This is a genomic window from Pantoea sp. YR525 (assembly GCF_900116775.1).
Taxonomy (GTDB): Bacteria; Pseudomonadota; Gammaproteobacteria; order Enterobacterales; family Enterobacteriaceae; genus Pantoea; species Pantoea symbiotica.
Window position 1 is genome coordinate 36726 of the sequence record NZ_FPBU01000015.1, and the last position, 21524, is coordinate 58249.

General features: G+C 56.1%; 9 protein-coding genes. 3 read left to right on the forward strand and 6 right to left on the reverse strand.

Annotated features, from left to right (window positions below):
- Positions 1-82: 82 nt before the first annotated feature.
- From BM323_RS22830 to fadE, 4 genes are all read right to left on the reverse strand, one after another.
- Positions 83-4654 carry a hypothetical protein gene (locus BM323_RS22830; RefSeq protein ID WP_091004331.1) on the reverse strand — a complete coding sequence of 1524 codons (4572 nt, stop codon included), beginning with the start codon at positions 4652-4654 and terminating at the stop codon, positions 83-85.
- Between the two features lie 176 nt (positions 4655-4830).
- A complete protein-coding gene (locus BM323_RS22835) occupies positions 4831-8472 on the reverse strand; it encodes a hypothetical protein (protein WP_091024837.1) in 3642 nt (1213 codons plus the stop codon).
- 182 nt (positions 8473-8654) lie between these two features.
- A complete protein-coding gene (locus tag BM323_RS22840) occupies positions 8655-13514 on the reverse strand; it encodes an Ig-like domain-containing protein (protein WP_008108928.1) in 4860 nt (1619 codons plus the stop codon).
- 161 nt (positions 13515-13675) lie between these two features.
- On the reverse strand, positions 13676-16123 hold the full coding sequence (gene fadE, locus BM323_RS22845) for an acyl-CoA dehydrogenase FadE (protein ID WP_008108930.1): 2448 nt from the start codon (positions 16121-16123) through the stop codon (positions 13676-13678).
- Positions 16124-16366: 243 nt separating this feature from the next.
- Here fadE and lpcA point away from each other — a divergent pair, with 243 nt between their 5' ends.
- Both lpcA and BM323_RS22855 read left to right on the forward strand, forming a co-directional pair.
- A complete protein-coding gene (gene lpcA / locus BM323_RS22850; RefSeq protein WP_008108931.1) occupies positions 16367-16945 on the forward strand; it encodes a D-sedoheptulose 7-phosphate isomerase in 579 nt (192 codons plus the stop codon).
- 51 nt (positions 16946-16996) lie between these two features.
- On the forward strand, positions 16997-17764 hold the full coding sequence (locus BM323_RS22855; RefSeq protein WP_008108933.1) for a class II glutamine amidotransferase: 768 nt from the start codon (positions 16997-16999) through the stop codon (positions 17762-17764).
- Here BM323_RS22855 and dpaA read toward each other — a convergent pair.
- The gene (gene dpaA / locus BM323_RS22860) at positions 17735-18478 is read right to left on the reverse strand and encodes a peptidoglycan meso-diaminopimelic acid protein amidase (protein ID WP_008108935.1); all 744 of its coding nucleotides are present in this window, start codon (positions 18476-18478) and stop codon (positions 17735-17737) included. The two genes, BM323_RS22855 and dpaA, sit on opposite strands and share 30 nt — an antisense overlap.
- Positions 18479-18722: 244 nt before the next feature.
- On the opposite strand from dpaA, the gene dinB reads away from it, so the two are divergent.
- Complete coding sequence (dinB, locus tag BM323_RS22865; RefSeq protein ID WP_008108939.1) at positions 18723-19778, forward strand: DNA polymerase IV; 1056 nt, start codon at positions 18723-18725, stop codon at positions 19776-19778.
- Positions 19779-19824: 46 nt separating this feature from the next.
- On the opposite strand, the gene pepD is transcribed toward dinB, so the two are convergent.
- The gene (pepD, locus tag BM323_RS22870) at positions 19825-21285 is read right to left on the reverse strand and encodes a beta-Ala-His dipeptidase (protein WP_036649665.1); all 1461 of its coding nucleotides are present in this window, start codon (positions 21283-21285) and stop codon (positions 19825-19827) included.
- Positions 21286-21524: the final 239 nt, after the last annotated feature.

The window sequence follows — 21524 nt, forward strand, 5'->3', positions numbered from 1 at the left end:
CGCGGGAGACTTAAGAAATGGCGAAGAGGGTAAAAGAGAGTACGCGCAGTGGAAGAGGCTCCTGCTGCGCGTAGTGGCGTGATTAGTGATTGATCAGATTGGTTGTTACGCCGCTCTGTACCAGCAGTTCAGCATCGAGCGCACTGTGCTGCCAGACGGTGTAGACTACGCCGCCGACCGTAACGTTGCCGCTGCTGCTCCAGTCGCCAACGTCGCCATTATCCGGTAGCAGATCGGAGAGGTTAACCTTATCCCCGGCGTTGCCTTTCACCACCATCTGCACGTTGCCGGACATATTTAACAAATCTTTGCCGCCCTGCTGCAGAATATCGCCCAGTGACAGGTTGAGGGTGTTATTGCCGCTGCCGGTAATGTCGATCACTTCCATTGACTGAATTTTGCCGAGGAAGGCGGTGAGATCCAGCGTCTCGTTTGCCCCGTTCAGCTTCAGCGTATCGATGCCACCGTTGCCGTTCAGCATCTCGATTTTGCTCAGATCGCTGACCTTATTAACAATAAAGGTGTTATCCAGGTTATCACCCACGCTAATTAAATCGCCGTTAATCACGGTTTGAACAGTTTCAGTGGGCAGCAACTTATCGTTATTAAGTTCGAAAATCAGGTTGTCGACAACAGCGGGAGTACCTCTACCTAAACCTGAGAATTTCATCGCAGTGAACGTTTTACCAGCAGGAAGCGTGACTTCGACGTGTTGATAAATACCGTTACTTTTGTAAATCTGCAGGGAATGAACGACAGTTCCACCATCATAAAAATCGACGCGAATATCTCTTTCTTTCATGGCTCTGGCATCGAAAATGACCTTATTGGTTCTAAAGTCATTATTTAGCTCGAGCGTTGCCGAGTTGGTGAAGACTAATCCTAGTCCTTTATCACCCCATACGGGGCCTTGTGCAGAGGCCCATCTGAAAATGCCATCAAATGTCGTATCAGGGCCTGCCCAGCGGAGATTATAGCGGCCAAAATCATAAACTCTATTCGCTCTTGGGCCGCTAAGATCCTGATGATCTTCAAAATCAATCGTGAATGGGGTACGGGAGAAATAGTTTGAGACGTTGCCGTGCGCATCCATAAAGGCGGCGCGGTACTCCGTTGAAAGACGTATGCCGGAGGGCAATGTCACGATAGCCTGGCCTGCCTGAATATCGGCGCTGGTCAGCGTATAAAAGGCATTCTTACCGTCGAGGTGGACGATAACCTTGTCACCGGCTACCACATTACTGTTTTTCAAGCTGACGGTAAGTTTATTGCCTTCACGATCAATCAGCTCTGGTGCGTTGGGTGGCGCAACATCCATGCGAATTTGGTGTATATCGCCTTCAACTATGTTGCCTGCAACATCGGTGATGCGCGTTTGCAAAGTCCAGTCGGCAGTGTGTACAGATTGATCTTGCCAGACCCATTTGTTGCCATCAATCAGCGTGTCGTGCCAGCTCAGGCCGCCATCGATAGTGACTTCCACACGAGTACCGGCCACTGTTGCATCGAAGGTGCCCCAGAAAATGCGTCCCGCGCGACCGTCATTGGTATAGAGATTCTCAATATCCATCCCGCTGTCCTTGCCCATACCGGCAAGCTTCGCGGCGTCAGGGATAATCAGTTCGTGCACCACATCTTGTGACTGCTCATGCAGAGACTTACCCGCCTGATCGACAACGCGTAATGTATATGTCCAGCTGTCGGTATGTGCGGTGTTATCTTGCGCCTGCCAGCTGAGGCCAGTTACAACAGCGTTAACCCATTTTGTGCCATCCCAGAACTCCAGCTTTTCACCTTGCTCTAATGCACGACTGAGCGTCCCCTCAATCAGGCGACCAGCGGAGAGGTCGCTGGTGACGAAATCGGTGTCGCTGGCACCGGTGTCTTTCTCCATGCGCGTGAACGTGAGAGCAATGGGATTGGGTTGCACCAGTTCCACCTCTTGCACGGCGGGCACGCTGATGTTGCCAGCGATGTCGATGATGCGCACCTGGTACTCCCAACTTGCCACGTGCGCGGCGACGTCAATAAAACTCCAGTTGAGGCCGCTGACCGCAAGTTTCTGCCAGCTGGTACCGCCGTCTGTTGAGTATTCAAGGCCATCACCGGTGCTGAGTGCTTTGCTGAGTGAGCCACTGACAGTGCGTCCTGCACTGCCGTCGGTGGTTTTCCAGTCGTCGGCGATACCGTCGTCCTTGTCCATACGTTCGAAGAGAATGTTCACGTCGGACGGCGTGACATCCAGCACCACGTTCTGAAGATGATCTTGCAGCGTGCTGCCTGTGTTATCAGTCACGCGCAACTTGTACTGCCAGCTGGACGCGTGGGCGCTGTTATCCTGCGCCTGCCACTTCAGACCGTCCACGACGGCAGTGACCCATTTTGTGGTGTCCCAGAACTTCAGCGTTTCTCCCGGATAGAGTGCACGGCTCAGCGTCCCTTCGACCAAACGTCCAGCAGAACCGTCTTTGGTAATGAAGTCGGTGTCATGGCTACCTGTGTCTTTATCCATGCGGGTAAAGCTGAGGCTGATTGCGGAGGTGAGCAGCGCTACATCTTGCGTTGTTGGCGCGGTAGCGTTGCCAGCAATATCTGTGATTCGTAGCTGGTACTGCCAGTTTTCGGCGTGTGCACTGCCGTCGGTGAAGCTCCAGCTATTGTCAGTGGCGACGCTAAGCACTTGCCAGGTTTTACCGCCGTCAAGTGAATACTCGGCGACGTCGCCGCTGCTGAGTGCCTTGCTAAGCGAGCCGCTGACGGTGCGTCCAGCACTGCCGTCAGTGGTTTTCCAGTCGTCGGCTACGCCATCATCTTTGCTCATGCGCTCAAAAATAACCTGAACGTCAGACGGTGTGACATCGAGCGTCACATTCTGAGTTTTTTCGTGCAGAGTGGTGCCAGCAACGTCGGTGACTCGCAGCTTATATTGCCAGCTATCACCGTGTACACCCGTGTCCTGTGCTTGCCAAACCAGTCCTTTAACGCTGGCGGTGCTCCATTGGGTGCCGTCCCAGAACTCCAGCGTCTCATCAGGCTCCAGAGTGCGGCTAAGTGTTCCCTGTACAAGACGTCCGGCGGAACCGTCTCTGGTGATGAAGTCTTTGTCACTGCTACCGGAATCCTTCTCCATACGCTCAAAAGTGGCCTGAATGGGAAGAGAAGGAGTGAGCACTACGTCCTGATGTCGATCCTCCAGCGTACTACCCGAGGCGTCAATAACGCGTACTTTGTAGATCCAGCTGCTGCCGTGAGCGGTGTCGTCCTGCGCATGCCAGCGCAGGCCGTTGGTAATGGCTTCTACCCACTCAGTGCCGTTCCAGAACTGCAGCTTTTCACCAGGTTCCAAAAGGCGGCTAAGATTTCCTTCTACCAGACGTCCGGCGGAGCCGTCTTTAGTGATGAAGTCGGTTGCGCTGGTGCCTGTATCCTTGTCCATTCGGTCAAAGCTGAGGCGGACCGGCGGTGGCAACAGCACCACGTCCTGCACCACTGGGGAGCTGATATTGCCAGCGACATCAGTGATTCGCACCTGGTACTGCCAGTCGGAAATGTGACTGCCTTTGTCGGTGAAGGACCAGTCTGTGCCATTCAGGGTAAGCAGATGCCAGGTAATACCGCCGTCAAGCGAGTATTCGGCGACGTCACCGGTGCTCATCGCCGTACTAAGGGATCCGCTGACGATACGTCCAGCGGAACCGTCAGTGGTACGCCAGTCATCCACAATGCCATCATCTTTGCTCATGCGATCGAAGATAACCTGTATCTGAGATGGCGTGACATCAAGCACCACCTGATGGCTCTGTTCCTGAGTGATATTGCCGGCGGCATCCACCACGCGTAGCTTATATTCCCAGCTGGCGTTGTGCGCAATGTTGTCCTGTGCCTGCCAGCGCATGCCGTTCACGCTAGCGGTTACCCATTTTGAACCGTCCCAAAACTCGAGCGTTTCATTCGTAACGAGTGTACGGCTCAGCGTCCCTTCTACCTGCCGTCCGGCAGAGCCGTCTTTGGTGATGAAGTCGGTGGCGCTGGCACCGGTGTCCTTCTGCATCTGGTCAAAGGTGAAGTTCACCTGCAGTACGCTGGATGGGGTCCACTTCACATTATCGATGTGGAAGCCGTAGTCGCCGACGGCGGGCTCGTCGCCGGTGACCAGCTCGGCGCGGGCAATCTGCGTGCCGGGCGGGGCGGTGAAGCTGAGGGTTTTGATAACGAACTGTTTGGCGGTGACGGAGCCGGTGTAAAGGAGTTTTTCGCTGCCAATCAGGTTGCCGCTGGCATCGTAAAAATTCATCATGGTGCTGTGGTTGTGCAGGGCAAAGTAGTCGAAGCTGAATTCGGACATACCCTGTGCACCAAGGCTGAAGTTGATGGTGCTCTTTTCACCCACCAGCAGGGTTTTAGAGTTGTAGCCGAACCAGTTGTACTCGGATATTTCAAGGCGACTGTTGTGGTTCTGGATAATGAGCCCAGCCAGGGTTTCAAGCTGCGCACCGGTGCTGATTTTTTGTATCCGCTCAGCGTCAAAGCGCTCTTCCGGAGCAGATGCCGGCGAAACGGCAGAAACGGCCACTTCCCGGCTGACGATTGATTGATACGGCAGTTCGTCCTGATCGGTACCGTAAGGGTTATAGCGGTTTTTTTTGGCATCCATTTTTCTGAACCATTAATGATGTGTTAATGGCCGGTATCCTAATGAGGCTGAAAAATAGAACCGTGCAGATATGTCTGGTATCGGGCAAAAATATTTTTGCGTTGCGCACTTAAGTAATGGCGGGGAGTGTAAAGCGTAAAAAGCGCAGCAGGAATTTCCCACTGCGCATGGTGTGATTAATGATTGAGCAGGTTAGTGGTGATGCCGCTCTGCACCAACAGTTCAGCATCGAGCGCGCTGTGCTGCCAGACGGCGTACGTCACGCCGCCGACGGTAACGTTGCCGCTGCTGCTCCAGTCGCCTACATCACTTTTGTCGGGCAGGAGATCTGAAAGGTTTATTTTGTCGCCGGCATTGCCTTTCACCACCATCTGCACGTTGCCTGAGATGTTGAACAGATCTTTGCCGCCCTGTTGCAGAATATCGCCCAGCGACAGGTTGAGGGTGTTATTGCCGCTGCCGGTAATATCAATCACCTCCATTGACTGTATTTTGCCGAGGAAAGAGGTGAGATCCAGCGTCTGATTCGCCCCCGCCAGCTTCAGCGTATCAATGCCGCCGTTGCCGTTGAATATCTCAATTTTGCTCAGGTCGCTGACCTTATTAACGATGAAGATATTATCCAGGTTATCACCCACGGAAATAATGTCGCCGTTAAGCACGGTCTGAGTTGTTTCAGTCGACACGATCTTATCGTCATAAACCCAGAAGTTCAGGTTATCAATAGCCAGAACATCACCTGAAGTTGCCGGAATAAATTTTATGGAGGTAAATTCTTTTCCTGCTGGCAGATCTACTGTCAGATATTGATATTTACCATTGCGCATGTAGGCAGTGTAGTTATATGCCAATTTTCCATCATCATAAAATTCAATTCTAATATCCCCGAGCGTTAAGTCTTTAATCTCGAAGGTCATTTTGTTGCTTTTTTTACCATGATTTAGCATCAACGTTACAGGGTCTCCAACGCAGGTTATACCCAGTGTGTTGGTTGGATATTGCATGCCCTGTTCTTTAGCGACACCAGTAATTCCATGGTTAGCCGATGAGCCAGACCAAATGATACTGAACAAGCCAAAGTCATACGCTTTATTTCTGACCGGATGATTAAAAGCCTTCTGATCTTCAAAATCGAAGATTAGCGGCGTACGGGAGAAGTAGTCCGACACGTTGCCGTGCGCATCCATGAAGGCGGCGCGGTACTCTGCCGACAGGCGGCTGTTGGCCGGCAGGGTGACGACGGCCTGGCCCGCCTGGATATCGGCAGCGGTCAGGGTGTAAAAGGCGTTTTTGCCGTCAATGTGGACGATAATCCTGTCGCCGGCCACCACGCCGCTGTTCTTCAGGCTGACGGTCAGCCTGTCGCCCTCGCGGTTAATCAAATCCGGATGGTCAGGCGGCGTGGCGTCCATGCGCACCTGATGCGGCGTGCCTTCGTAGGTGTTGCCCGCGCGATCGGTGATGCGCGTCTGCACCGTCCAGTCTGCACCGTGGTCTTCGTTATCCTGCCAGCTCCACCTGTTGCCATCAGTCAGGGCGTCGTGCCAGGTGAGGCCGCCGTCGGTGGTGACCTCCACGCGCGCGCCGGTTTCCGCGGCGGCGAAGGTGCCCCAGTAAATGCGCCCGGCGCGGCCGTCGCTGGTGTAAAGGTTCTGCACGTCCAGCCCGCTGTCTTTGCCCATCCCGGAGAGGCCGGCGGCGTCCGGCAGCACGAGGTCGAGCACCACGTCCTGCGTCTGTTCGTGGAACGGGACGCCGCCGGGGTTGAGGACGCGCAGTTTGTACTGCCAGTCGGCGGCGTGGGCGGCGTCGTCCTGCGCGCTCCAGCTGAGGCCGCTGACGCTGACGCTGACCCAGCGCTGGCCGTCCCACATCTCCAGCGTCTCGCCCGCGCTGAGCGCGCGGCTGAGGGTGCCTTCGACAAGGCGTCCGGCGCTGCCGTCATTGGTGATGAAGTCGGTGGCGCTGATGCCGGAGTCTTTGTCCATGCGCTCGAAGGTGAGGCTGACCGGCGGCGGCGGGAGCAGCACGGCGGTCTGACTGACCGGGGCGGCAATATTGCCGGCGACGTCGTGGATGCGCACGAGATAAACCCAGTCCTGGCCGTGGGCGGCGGGGTCGGTGAAGGACCAGCCGAGGCCGTTCAGGGAGGCGACCTGCCAGCTGACGCCGCCGTCGAGGGAGTATTCGACGACGTCGCCGGGGCTGAGCGCGCGGTCAAGCTTTCCGCTGACGAGGCGTCCGGCGGAGCCGTCGCTGGTGCGCCAGTCGCCGGCGATGCCGTCATCCTTCTCCATGTAATCGAAGGTGACCCGCACCGGTGAGGGCGGGGTGAGCAGCACGTCCTGATGCTGGTCCTCAAGCGTGCTGCCGGTGGCGTCGACCACTCGCAGCCTGTAGGTCCAACTGCCGCCGTGCGCCGCGTCGTCCTGCGCCTGCCAGGTAAGGCCGGTTGCGGTGGCATTTACCCACGCGGTGCCGTTCCAGAACTGCAGGGTTTCGCCGGCGTTGAGCTCGCGGCTCAGCGTGCCTTCGACCCGGCGGCCGGCGGAGCCGTCGCGGGTGATGAAGTCGCTGTCGCTGGCGCCGGTGTCTTTTTCCATGCGGTCAAAGGAGAGGGTGATGTCGAGCGGCAGCAGGACCACGTCCTGCACCGCCGGAGCGGCGACGTTGCCGGCGATATCGGTGAAGCGTATCAGATACTGCCAGTCGGCGTTGTGGCCGTCGGGGTCGGTGAAGGACCAGTCCAGCCCGTTCAGGGTGAGCGTATGCCAGGTTTTGCCGCCGTCGTACGAGTATTCGGCGACGTCACCGGCGTCGGGCGTGCGGTCGAGCGAGCCGCTGACGAGGCGGCCGGCGGAGCCGTCTGCGGTGCGCCAGTCGTCCGCGACGCCGTCGTCCTTGCTCATGCGCTCGAAGATAACCTGCACCGGCGGCGGCGTGACGTCGAGCACCACCTGATGGCTCTGCTCCGGCGTGGCGTTGCCGGCGGTGTCCACCACGCGCAGCCTGTACTCCCAGTCGGCGGCGTGCGCGGTGTCGTCCTGCGCCTGCCAGCGCATGCCGTTCACGCTGGCGGCCACCCACCTGCTGCCGTCCCAGAACTCCAGCGTTTCGTTCGCGCTGAGGGCGCGGCTCAGGGTGCCTTCCACCTGGCGCCCGGCGGAGCCGTCTTTGGTAATGAAGTCGGTGGCGCTGGTGCCGGTGTCCTTCTGCATCCGGTCAAAGGTGAAGTTCACCGGCAGCGGGCCGGCGGCGGCCCACCTGACGTTGTCGACGTGGAAGCCGTAGTCGCCGACGGCGGGCTCGTCGCCGGTGACCAGCTCGGCGCGGGCAATCTGCGTGCCGGCCGGGGCGGTAAAGCTCAGGGTTTTAATGACGAACTGTTTGGAGGTGACGGAGCCGGTGTAGAGCAGCTTTTCGGAGCCAATCAGGGTGCCGTTAACGTCGTAAAAGTTCATCACGGTGGTGTGGTTGTGCAGGGCAAAGTAGTCGAAGCTGAATTCGGACATGCCCTGGGCGCCGAGGGTGAAGTTGATGGTGCTCTTTTCACCGACCTGCAGCGTCTTAGAGTTGTAGCCAAACCAGTTGAACTCGGCGATTTCGAGGCGGCTGTTGTGGTTCTGGATAATCAGGCCGGCCTGGGTCTCGAGCAGGGAACCGCTGCTGATCTTCTGACTGCGTTCGGCGTCGAAGCGCTCTTCCGGAACGGCTGGGGGCGCTGCTGCCATAACGGCAGTGGCGACGGAGGTCTGCGCCACGGGCAGTTCATCCTGCTCCGTGCCGTAAGGGTTATAGCGGTTTTTTTTAAAATCCATTTTTCCTGACCATTAAGTAGAGGTAATGGTCGCTATCCTAAAGAGGACAGGAAATAGCGCGGTCCAGACATGTCTGGTATCGGGCAAAAATATTTTTGCGGCGGGGACTTAAGAAATGGCGGGGGAGGAAAAGTTAGAACGCGCAGCGGGAGGTTTCCCACCGCGCGTGGCATGATTAATGATTAATGATTAATGACGTTGGTGGTGACGCCGCTCTGCACCAGCAGTTCAGCGTCAAGCGCACTGTGCTGCCAGACGGTGTAGACTACGCCGCCGACCGTAACATTGCCGCTGCTGCTCCAGTCGCCAACGTCGCCATTATCCGGCAGTAGATCGGAGAGGTTAACCTTATCCCCGGCGTTGCCTTTCAACACCATCTGCACGTTGCCGGACATATTTAACAGATCTTTGCCGCCCTGCTGCAAAATATCACCCAGTGACAGGTTAATGGTGTTATTGCCGCTGCCGGTAATATCAATCACCTCCATCGACTGGATTTTGCTGAGGAAATTCGTGAGATCCAGCGTCTGATTCGCACCTGCGAGTTTCAGCGTATCAATGCCGCCGTTGCCGTTGAGCATCTCGATTTTGCTCAGGTCGCTGACGTTATGCACCACAAAGATGTTGTCCAAATTATCGCCTACGGAAATGAGGTCGTCTTTTACTATGTTCTGAACGGTCTCGGTTGGCAGTATCTTATTTGTCGAAGAGTGGAAATTAAAATTGTCCACCGAATATTCATCGGAGGAGCCTCCAGGGAAAATTATGCTGGTGAATTTTTTTCCAGCAGGCAAGGTAACTGTCACATTTTGGTTTACACGCTTACCGTCAATTGTGTGAGTGTGGATTTTTGTCGCGCCGTCATAAAATTCCAGAACCATACTGGTTCGGTTTAATCCCCCAATAAAGAAAGAAACCTTATTGCTTTTAAAACCGTTATTGAGTTCCATCTTCATCGCAGAACGCCCATCATTAAGCAGTTCATGTGAATCCCAATTAACAATACCATTAAAATTACTATTACCTGACCATGTAAGACTAACCAGGCCAATGTCATAAGTCTTTCCGGCGGTTACGCCCTGGAATAACGGAGCATCTTCAAAATCAACAATATATTCCTGACGAGAGTAATAGTCCGATATGTTGCCGTGTATATCCATAAAGGCGGCGCGATATTCTGCCGACAGCGGGATGTTAGCAGGCAGCGTGATGACGGCCTGACCCGCCAAAATATCGGCATTGGTTAAGGTATAGAATGCATTCTTATTATTGATATGCACGATTATCTTATCGCCTGCCACCACGTTACTGTCTTTCAGGCTGACAGTCAGGTAATTGCCTTCCCGATTAATCATCTCCGGTGCATTAGGCTGCGTGGTATCCAGTTGCACCTGATGCACGGCGCCTTCGGTGCTCTTTCCTGACTTATTTGTGACGCGCGTCTGCAGCGTCCAGTCTGCAGTATGCGCCGCGCTGTCCTGCCATAGCCATTTGTTGCCGTCAATCAGCGCCTCGTGCCAGGTGAGTCCACCGTCGGTGGTAACTTCAACCCGTGCGCCGATGTCTGTTTCGTCGAAAGTTCCCCAGTAGATGCGCCCTGAGCGCCCATCGTTGGTGAACAGGTTATGTGAGTCCAACCCGCTGTCTTTGCCCATACTGGACAGCAGAGCCTCCTCTGGTGGCGGTCCTTTAAGCACAACTTGCTGCTTTTGCTCGATAATTTCATTATTGCTGAGGTCAGTAACGCGTAACTTGTATTCCCAGTCGGCGTTGTGCTCGGTGTTATCCTGTGCCTGCCAGACCAGCCCGTCCACAGCGGCGAGAACCCAGGCTTTACCGTTCCAGAATTCAAGTTTTTCGCCTGGGAAAAGGAGGCGGCTTAGCGTGCCTTCAACCTTACGTCCGGCGGAACCGTCCTCCGTGATGAAGTCGGTGGCGCTGCCGCCGGTATCCTTTTCCATGCGGGTGAAGGTGAGGGATATGTCGGTGGCGAGCAGCGCCACGTCCTGAGTCACCGGCGCGGCGACGTTGCCGGCGACGTCGGTGATGCGCACCTGATACTGCCAGCCTTTGTCATGGGCATCCGGGTCGGTGAAGGACCACGCCAGTCCGTTCAGTGTGACGGGCCGCCAGGTGAGGCCGCCGTCGAGCGAGAACTCAACGACGTCACCGGCGTTCAGCGCGCGGTCAAGCCTGCCGGACACGGTGCGCCCGGCGCTGCCGTCGGAGGTTTTCCAGTCGCCAGGGGTGCCGTCGTCCTTCTCCATGCGCTCGAAGGTGATGTTCACGGCAGACGGCGTGACGTCGAGCACCACGCTCTGTGCCTTCTCGTGCAGGGCCTTGCCGACGTCGTCGGTGATGCGGACTTTATACTGCCAACTGGCCGCGTGCGCTGTCGTGTCCTGCGCCTGCCACGTCATGCCGCTCACGGTGGCGCTGACCCAGGCCGTGCCGTTCCAGAACTCAAGCTTCTCGCCCGGCTCCAGCGCGCGACTGAGGGTGCCCTCGACCTGGCGTCCGGCGGTGCCGTCTTTGGTGATGAAGTCGCTTGCGCTGCTGCCGGTGTCTTTGTCCATGTGCTCAAACGTCGCCTGCACGGGCAGCGGCTGGATGAGCGTCACATTCTGGGCGAGGTCCTGCAGGGTGCTGCCCGTGCTGTCGGTAACGCGCAGCTTGTACTGCCAGCTGACCGGGTGCAGGTGGTCATCCTGCGCCTGCCAGGTTATGCCGTTCACGGTGGCGTTAATCCACTGCACGCCGTTCCAGAACTTCAGGGTTTCGCCCGGCAGGAGGGCGCGGCTCATTGTGCCTTCGACCAGGCGTCCGGCGGAGCCGTCCTTTGTGATGAAGTCGGTATCGCTGTCGCCGGTGTCCTTATCCATGCGGGTAAAGGTGAGGCTGATGGCGGTGGTGAGCAGCACCACTTCCTGCACCACCGGTGCAGCGACGTTGCCGGCGACGTCGGTGATGCGCACCTGATACTGCCAGTCTTCGCTGTGCGCGCTGCTGTCGGTGAAGCTCCAGCTCAGGCCGCTTACGGTGAGCTTCAGCCAGGTGCCACCTCCATCGAGAGAGTACTCGATGACGTCGCCGGGGCTGAGCGCGCGGTCAAGCTTACCGCTGACGGTGCGCCCGGCGGAGCCATCGGTGGTTTGCCAGTCATCCGCCATGCCGTCGTCTTTGCCCATGCGCTCAAAAATAACCTGAACGTCAGAAGGCGTGACGTCGAGCATCACTTCCTGAGTCTGTTCGTGAAGAGTGCTACCAGCGACGTCGGTGATACGCAGCTTATATTGCCAGGTATCGCCGTGCGCACTGGTATCCTGTGCTTGCCAGCTCATACCGTTGGCTGTGGCCTTCACCCAGGCCGAGCCGTTCCAGAACTCCAGGGTTTCATCCGGATCCAGAGTGCGGCTGAGCATCCCTTGTACGAGGCGTCCGGCAGAACCGTCTCTGGTGATGAAGTCGGTACCACTGCTACCGGAATCTTTCTCCATTCGCTCAAAAGTGGCCTGAATGGGGAGAGAAGGGGTGAGCACTACATCCTGGTGCCGATCTTCCAGCGTACTACCGGAGGCGTTAATCACGCGTACTTTGTAAGTCCAACTGCTGCCGTGCGCGGTGTCATCCTGCGCATGCCAGCGCAGGCCGTTGGCGGTGGCCTCCACCCACTGGGTGCCATTCCAGAACTCCAGTTTTTCACCCGGTTCTAGCAGACGGCTGAGGTTACCTTCCACAATGCGTCCGGCAGATCCGTCTTTAGTGATGAAGTCGGTTGCGTTGGGCCCGGTATCCTTATCCATGCGGTCAAAGCTGAGGCGTACCGGAGGTGGCAGCAGCACCACATCCTGCACCGCAGGAACGGCGACGTTTCCGGCGACATCGGTGATGCGCACCTGATACTGCCAGTCGGCTTTATGACCGTCCGGGTCGGTGAAGGACCAGTCCAGCCCGTTCAGGGTGAGTTTGTGCCAGGTTTTACCGCCGTCGGTGGAGTATTCGGCGACGTCGCCGGCGTCGGGCGCGCGGTCAAGCTTACCGCTGACGGTGCGGCCGGCACTGCCGTCGGTGGTTTTCCAGTCGTCGGCGATGCCGTCGTCTTTGCCCATGCGCTCAAAGATAATCTGCACCGGTGATGGTGTGACGTCGAGCACCACCTTCTGGCTCTGTTCTTGAGTGGTTTTACCGGTGTTATCGACCACGCGCAGTTTGTATTCCCAGTCTGCGGCGTGGGCGATAGCGTCTTGAGCCTGCCAGGTCAGACCGCTGACGCTGGCGGTCACCCATTTCGAGCCGTCCCAGAACTCCAGCGTTTCGTTCGCGCTGAGTGCGCGGCTCAGAGTGCCGTTTACCTGGCGACCGGCGGAGCCGTCGTTAGTGATGAAGTCGGCGGCGCTGGCGCCGGAGTCCTTCTGCATCTGGTCGAAGGTGATGTTAACCGGCAGCAGATTGGATGCACTCCACTTCACGTTGTCGATATGGAAGCCGTAGTCGCCGACGGAGGGCTCGTCGCCGGTGACCAGCTCGGCGCGGGCAATCTGGGTGCCGGACGGGGCGGTGAAGGTCAGGGTTTTGATGACGAACTGTTTGGCGGTGACGGAGCCGGTGTAGAGCAGCTTCTCGGAGCCAATCAGGTTGCCGGCGGCGTCGTAGAAGTTCATCACGGTGGTGTGGTTGTGCAGGGCAAAGTAGTCGAAGCTGAACTCGGACATGCCCTGCGCGCCGAGAGTGAAGGCGATGGTGCTTTTTTCGCCGACCAGCAGGGTTTTGGAGTTGTAGCCGAACCAGTTGTACTCGGATACTTCGAGGCGGCTGTTGTGGTTCTGGATAATCAGGCCAGCCTGGGTTTCGAGCTGCGTACCGGTGCTGATCTTCTGCAGGCGCTCGGAGTCAAAGCTCTCTTCGGGGATTGCGGCGGTGGTTGCTGCATACGCGCTGACGTGCGCGTCGAAGACGGTCAGTGTGTGCGTATCAGAAAGCGGCTGCGGCAGTTCGTCCTGCTCCGTGCCGTAAGGGCTATGGCGGTTTTTCCTGGAATCCATTTGTCTGAACCATTATTGATGAGGTAATGGCCGGTATCCTAAAGAGGCGGGAAAATAGCGCCGTGCAGATATGTCTGATATGCAATGAAAATATTTTTACTACCAGAGCTTAAGAAATGGAAAAGTGAAGAGGCAGCGAATTCCTTCGCTGCCTGAGGGTATTACGCCGCTTCACTTGCGCGCGACGGTTTACCTGCTTTGGGTTGAACGGGCACTGCCAGCGCTTCCGGCGCAAAATCATCGACGTTAATCGCTTTCAGGCGGCTGGCTTCAGCACGGATCAGCACCTGCGCTTCGCTCTCATCAATCCAGCCCTCTTTCAGACCACGCTGCGCCAGTGCATCCAGACGGGTGAACGACAGGTGTTTTTTCTGCTGCTGGCACAGACGATCGTGAATCACTTCGGCGGCCATCACATCCTGCAGCGCCTGCTCCAGCTGACCCGCAGGATTGTGTGCGCTTGGTGCCAGATACTGGCCGCGTCCCAAACGGGTACGCGTCGCGGAAGGCAGTTGCAGCAGTTTCGCCAGTTTGTGATCCAGTTTATCGGACGGTGCCGGGCAGTGATGACCACCGGCGAAAATCACCAATCGCAGCGCACCGGCCACCATGCGGTTCGGGAAGTTGCGCAGCAAATCATCCATTGCCACTTCGGCCTGATGCAGCGCATCCTGCACGCCCCAATGTACCAGCGGCAAATCAGCTTCGTTGCGGCCTTCGTCCTCATAGCGTTTCAAGGTAGCTGACGCCAGATACATCTGGCTCAATACATCGCCGAGACGCGCCGAGATGCGTTCACGACGTTTCAGGCTGCCGCCCAGTACCGCCATCGACACATCTGACAGCAGCGCGAGGTTGGCGCTCAAACGGTTGATGTGCTGATAGTAGCGGCGTGTGGCGTCGCGGGTTGGCGTGGCGCTGGTGCGACCGCCGGTTAAGCCCAGCCACAGGCTGCGCACTTTATTGCTGCCAACGTGCCCAATATGGCTGAATAGCGCGCGATCAAAAGTCACCAAATCGTTTTTCGCTGCGGCATTCATCTCTTCCAGCACCCAAGGATGGCAACGGATGGCGCCCTGGCCGAAGATAATCATACTACGTGTCAGGATGTTAGCGCCTTCCACGGTGATGGCGATTGGTGCGCCCTGATATGCACGCGCCAGGAAGTTGTTTTCGCCCAGCATAATGCCTTTACCACCAGCGATATCCATGGCGTCGATAATGGCGCGCTGACCGCGATGGGTACAGTGAAACTTCACAATCGCCGACAGCACCGCCGGTTTTTCACCGAGCATAATGCCGCTAGTGATCAGCGTCGCGGCAGCATCCATTACATAGGCGTTACCGGCAATGCGCGCCAGCGGCTCTTCAATCCCTTCCATTTTACCGATAGAGACTTTGAACTGACGACGGATGTGCGCATACGCACCGGTCGCCAGCGCAATGCTTTTCACGCTGCCGGTTGAGTTCGAAGGCAGCGTGATGCCGCGACCGACGGACAAACATTCCACCAGCATGCGCCAGCCTTGACCGGCCATTGACGGGCCGCCGATGATGAAATCGATCGGCACGAAAATGTCTTTACCGCGCGTTGGACCATTCTGGAACGGCACATTAAGCGGGAAGTGGCGCTGGCCAATCTCTACGCCAGGCGTGTGCGTTGGGATCAGTGCGCAAGTGATGCCGAGCTCTTCGGTATCGCCCAGCAGATGATCCGGATCGGAGAGTTTGAACGCCAGACCCAGCACGGTAGCAATCGGTGCCAGCGTAATATAGCGCTTGTTCCAGGTGAGGCGCATGCCCAGCACTTGCTGACCTTGCCACTCGCCCATGCACACCACGCCGGTATCGGGAATCGCGCCGGCATCCGAACCCGCTTCCGGGCTGGTCAAGGCAAAACAAGGGATCTCATCACCGCGTGCCAGACGCGGCAGATAATGATCTTTCTGCTCATCGGTACCGTAATGTTGCAGCAGTTCGCCTGGGCCGAGTGAGTTGGGTACGCCGACGGTGATCGCCAGAATGCCAGAGACGCCCGCCAGTTTCTGCAGCACACGCGCCTGCGCATAAGCTGAGAACTCGAGGCCGCCATACTCTTTCTTAATGATCATGGCGAAGAAGCGATGCTGTTTCAGATACGCCCACAACTCCGGCGGCAAATCGGCCATTTCATGGGTGATTTCGAAGTCGTTCGCCATGCGGCACGCTTCTTCCACCGGCCCATCAATAAAGGCTTGCTCCTCTTCGGTCAGGCGCGGCTGCGGGTAGTTATGCAGCTTCTGCCAGTCCGGTTTGCCGCGGAACAGATCGCCTTCCCACCATGTGGTGCCGGCGTCGATCGCCTCTTTTTCGGTGCGTGACATCGGCGGCATCACTTTCTGGAAGCTGTGCAGCGCCGGTTTCGAGAACATGCTGCGGCGCATCACTGGCAGGTTGAACGGCAGCAGAATGATCGCCAGCGGCAGCAGCATCCACGGTGTCCACACGTCAGCGGCCGCCAGCGCGCCGGTCCACAGCAGCAGAATCACGCTGCTCAGCTGAAGAGAAATTTGGTGGTAGAACAACACGCTAAGCAGGATTAGCGTCGCAACGATTGAGGCAACCAACATAATGAACCACTCCATAAGTAGTAAGAGGTCTGACCTGTTATGGGTGTAGGTTTAGAATATGGGGCAAAATTTATCAATCTGTTTACATCGCAATTACAACACATCTCACAAATTCGTTGCACGATGCGCAACAACTGCCAAACTTCCTCAAAGCGCCGCGCTTTTACTGAATGCAGGCGCTTTGCGGCGTAGCCCCATTCCGTTAAACTTGCCGGGTCAATCTTTCCTCTAAAGGACATCCCTATGTATCAGGACATTATTCGCTCAGAACTCAATGAAGCAGCCGATACGCTTAACAACTTCCTGAGTGACGAAGCCAACATTCACGCGATTCAGCGCGCCGCAGTGCTGCTGGCCGACAGCTTCAAAGCGGGCGGCAAGGTGCTCTCCTGCGGTAACGGCGGCTCGCACTGCGATGCCATGCATTTTGCTGAAGAGCTGACTGGGCGCTATCGTGAAAACCGTCCTGGCTACCCGGCGATTGCCATTTCTGATGTCAGCCATCTCTCTTGCGTCAGCAACGATTTTGGCTACGACTATGTGTTCTCGCGCTATATCGAAGCGGTTGGTCGCGAAGGTGATGTGCTGTTGGGCCTCTCAACCTCCGGTAACTCCGCCAACATCATCAAAGCGGTGGAAACTGCGCGCGCGAAAGGCATGAAAGTGATTACTCTGACCGGTAAAGATGGCGGCAAGATGGCAGGTTCAGCGGATATTGAAATTCGCGTGCCGCACTTTGGCTATGCCGACCGCATTCAGGAGATTCATATCAAAGTGATCCACATCCTGATGCTGTTGATTGAAAAAGAGATGGTTAAGTAATGATGCGTTCCTCTCGCCGTGCGCGAGAGGATCTAACTTAAGGCGGTTGCTATGTGCGAATTGCTCGGGATGAGCGCCAATGTCCCCACGGACATCTGTTTCAGTTTTACCGGTCTGGTGCAGCGTGGCGGTGGAACCGGGCCGCACAAAGATGGTTGGGGCATCACGTTTTACGAAGGAAAAGGGTGCCGCACCTTCAAAGATCCGCAGCCGAGCTTTAACTCGCCGATTGCCCGTTTGGTGCAGGAATACCCGATCAAATCGCATTCCGTGGTGGCGCATATCCGCCAGGCGAATCGCGGGGAAGTGTCGCTGGAAAATACCCATCCGTTCACGCGTGAGCTTTGGGGCCGCAACTGGACCTACGCACACAATGGTCAGCTTAAAGGTTATCGTCAGCTGGATACCGGGCCGTTCCGTCCGATTGGTGAAACCGACAGCGAAAAAGCGTTCTGCTGGATGCTGCATAAACTGACCGAGCGCTATCCACGTACGCCGGGCAACTGGCCGGCGGTGTTCCGCTACATTGCCGAGCTGGCAGCAGAAATGCGTGAGAAGGGCGTGTTCAACATGCTGTTATCGGATGGGCGCTACCTGATGGCGTTTTGTTCAACCAATCTCTACTGGATTACGCGCCGTGCGCCGTTTGGCAAAGCCACGCTGCTCGATCAGGATGTGGAGATTGATTTTCAGCAGCAGACGACGCCGCAAGATGTGGTGACGGTGATTGCCACGCAACCGCTGACAGGGAATGAAACCTGGCACCGGATAGTGCCAGGCGAGTGGGCATTATTTTGCCTGGGTGAGCGCCAGGAATGATTTCGAGGCAGCATCCGGTGTAGAGATCACCGGCGTGCTGTTCACCGCATATTGGCCGGTTGCCGTCACATTCACCGTTGGCGGCACACGGTACCTGGCAAAGTACGCATAGCCCGGCTGCAGTTCACGCCAGAAGTTAATGTAGGTCGAGTATTTATGACGTTGCATATTGCTGTCGGTCATGCGGAACGGATAGATGTTGACCTGAATTTCCTGCTGACCATTGCGCAGCGCGGCATTGGTGTAGGTGAAGATCTCATCCATTGACGCATTGGTCATCGCGTAGCAACCAATCGATACGCAATCACCGTGAATCATTAAATAATTGCCGTCATAGCCTTTAGCGCGATCGTATTGATTCGGGAAACCAGTGTTAATAGCGCGATAGAAACGGCTATCCGGTTTCAACTGATTCAGCTTGACGTTATAAAAGCCTTCCGGACTTTTGAAATCGCCCTGACGACGTTTAGGTCCTAAACCGCCAGAGAAATTACAGATGCGATAGCTGTCCAGCAGACGATATTCATTACCGATTTTGCCGTACAGTTCCAGCGTACGCTCTTCCTTGAAAATCTGAATAAAAACGGGGGTGCCAATTAGTTGTTTCTTTAACTCTTTGCTCACCGGAGCCAGCGGTTGCGTAGGCTCGGGGTTAATTGCCCAGCTAAGGACTGGCATAAGAATCATCGCAAGCGTTAATGCGATTCTGCCCATTCTGTAGATACCTTGAATTGAAGAGAGACGATGACGCTGAGCGTCCGGGTATTGCATTATCGGAAATATCCGCTATCGCAGCGCAACATTAACATTGTCTGGCTTTTAATCAAGCCAGTGTCCGAGAAAATGGCGCGTTCCTAAAAGGAATACGACCACTAATTTGTAAACTTTAATCTCTCTCTCAACAATTATTGCCGATATTTTTCGCTGCTGTATACTTATCCAGTACTCAGGAGGGCGTATGCGCAAAATTATTCATGTCGATATGGACTGCTTTTACGCAGCGGTTGAGATGCGCGACGATCCCTCTTTACGTGATATTCCGATCGCCATTGGCGGCAGTCGCGTGCAGCGTGGTGTAATCAGTACTGCTAACTATCCAGCCCGCAAATATGGCGTGCGCAGCGCAATGCCGACCGGCATGGCGCTCAAACTTTGCCCGCATCTGCGGCTGCTGCCTGGCCGCTTCGATGCCTATAAAGAAGCCTCCCGCCAAATCCGCGACATCTTCTCGCGTTACACCTCGCTGATTGAACCGCTCTCACTGGATGAAGCCTATCTGGATGTTACCGATAGCCTGCATTGCCACGGTTCGGCGACCTTAATGGCGCAGGCGATTCGCGCTGATATTCTGCGTGAAACCGGGTTAACCGCTTCAGCCGGGATCGCGCCGATCAAGTTCCTCGCCAAGATCGCTTCCGATCTCAACAAACCCAACGGGCAATATGTGATTACGCCTGACGCGATGTCCGATTTTTTGCTGACGCTGCCGCTGAGCAAAATTCCTGGCGTCGGTAAAGTGGCGACCAAAAAGCTGGAAGAGATGGGATTGCGTACCTGCGTCGATGTGCAGCGTGCCGATCTGGCGCTGCTGCTCAAACGCTTTGGCAAGTTTGGCCGTATTTTATGGGAACGCAGCAACGGCGTTGATGAGCGCAATGTGGTGGTTGAGCGCGAACGTAAATCGCTTGGCGTTGAACGCACGCTAATGGAAGACATTCACAGCTGGGAGCAGTGTCTGGAGATTATTGATTTTCTCTATGCCGAGCTGGATCGTCGCTTAACCGCCATCAAGCCGGATAAACAGATCGCCCGACAAGGTGTGAAACTCAAGTTCAATGATTTCCAGCAAACCACGCAGGAGCATGTCTGGTCGGTGCTGAATAAAGAAGACATGATCACGATAGCGCGTCAGGCGTGGGACGAACGCAGAGCAGGGCGCGGCGTACGGCTGGTGGGATTGCATGTCACGATGGTGGATCCTCAGCTGGAGCGACAGTTGGTGCTGGGGTTGTAGGCATAAAAAACCCGACCGAAGCCGGGTTTGTCGCGAAATTCAAAACTTACGCTTTTTCTGGCACCACGCTGAGCAGCGCAGTCAGCAGTTTCCAGTACAGACCCACGCTTTCAATGTGAACCTGCTCATCCGGCGAATGCGGGCCGGTGATGGTTGGGCCAATCGAAACCATATCCATGTTCGGATACGGCTTCTTGAACAGACCACACTCCAGACCGGCGTGAATCACCTGAATGTTCGGCGTTTTGCCAAACAGCGCTTCGTAGGTTTTACGCGTCAGCGCCATCACCGGTGAATCGGCATCAGGCTGCCAGCCCGGATAGCCGCCTTTTGGTGCGCTTTTCGCCCCGGCCAGTTCGGCCAGCGAGGTCAGCACTTCAACCACCCAATCTTTGCCGGTATCGATCAGTGAACGAATCAGGCAGATGATTTCGGCATTGCTCTGATCCATGGTCACCACGCCGACATTGAGCGAGGTTTCCACCACGCCTTTCGCCACATCGGAGTTACGGATCACGCCGTTTGGTGTGGCGTTGAGCAGGTTGAGGAAACGATCGCGGCTGTCAGCGTTCAGCGCCTGGCCTTGATGCGCCAGCGACTCAGCGACGACGGCGATGTTCTTCTCTTTCACGCCCAGTTCGTTCAGCAGCGTTGCCTGGAAATGGGCCGCAGCCGATTTCAGTTCGTCAACTTTATGGCTGTCGATCGCCAGCGTAGCGAAAGCTTCACGCGGGATAGCGTTACGCAGCGTACCGCCGGTAAATTCGATCAAACGCACATCGAGTTCACGCGCGTGTAGCGCGAGGAAGCGTGCCAGCAGTTTGTTGGCGTTGCCGAGACCATGATGAATGTCGGCACCGGAGTGACCGCCTTTCAGGCCTTTTAGCGTCAGTTTCAGTGTTTCATAGCCCGCAGGAATCGCTTCACGCGTCAGTGGCAAGGTGGTGATGAAGTCGATACCACCGGCGCAACCCATGTAGATCTCACCTTCCTCTTCCGAGTCGGTATTGATCAGAATGTCGGCCTGCAGCCAGTTCGGCTGTAAGCCAAAGGCGCCGTCCATACCCGATTCTTCGGTCATGGTCAGCAGCACTTCAATCGGGCCGTGGATCAGGCTGTTGTCAGCCAGCACCGCCAGCGCAGACGCCATACCAATGCCGTTATCCGCGCCCAGCGTGGTGCCGCGCGCTTTCACCCATTCGCCATCAACGTACGGCTGAATCGGATCTTTGGTGAAGTCGTGCACCGTGTCATTATTCTTCTGCGGCACCATATCGAGGTGCGCCTGCAGCGCCACCGGCGTGCGTTTTTCCATACCAGCGGTAGCGGGTTTACGAATCAGGATGTTGCCAACCTGATCGCGCTCAACCCAAAAACCTTGCTCTTTTGCCCAGCCGACAACGTATTCGGCCAGTGCTTCTTCGTGATAAGAAGGGTGCGGAATGGAACAGATTTTGGCAAAAATATCCCACAGCGGTTGGGGTGAAAGTTGCGACAATTCAGACACCATGCATCTCCTGTGTCAGCGTGGCGGACAGACCGCACGCACGCGGGTTTCCAGTAAAAATCGTCGTCAGAACATCTGACGTGATGGGCCTGAGAATATCACTGTTTCTCGCCGGGTGCGTAATCAGCCGCGCTAAAAACCTGCAACCAGTAAGACAGATGCTGGTTTTTAAGGCGTCAGATCCTTATAATCTCGCGCAACCTTTTCCCCCTTGCATATTTTTTAAGCCAAGTTTCTTG

Coding starts and splice junctions, on each gene's coding strand:
- BM323_RS22830 (WP_091004331.1), bottom strand. CDS start 4,654: ATGGATGCCAAAAAAAACCGCTATAACCCTTACGGTACCGATCAGGAC.
- BM323_RS22835 (WP_091024837.1), bottom strand. CDS start 8,472: ATGGATTTTAAAAAAAACCGCTATAACCCTTACGGCACGGAGCAGGAT.
- BM323_RS22840 (WP_008108928.1), bottom strand. CDS start 13,514: ATGGATTCCAGGAAAAACCGCCATAGCCCTTACGGCACGGAGCAGGAC.
- fadE (WP_008108930.1), bottom strand. CDS start 16,123: ATGTTGGTTGCCTCAATCGTTGCGACGCTAATCCTGCTTAGCGTGTTG.
- lpcA (WP_008108931.1), top strand. CDS start 16,367: ATGTATCAGGACATTATTCGCTCAGAACTCAATGAAGCAGCCGATACG.
- BM323_RS22855 (WP_008108933.1), top strand. CDS start 16,997: ATGTGCGAATTGCTCGGGATGAGCGCCAATGTCCCCACGGACATCTGT.
- dpaA (WP_008108935.1), bottom strand. CDS start 18,478: ATGGGCAGAATCGCATTAACGCTTGCGATGATTCTTATGCCAGTCCTT.
- dinB (WP_008108939.1), top strand. CDS start 18,723: ATGCGCAAAATTATTCATGTCGATATGGACTGCTTTTACGCAGCGGTT.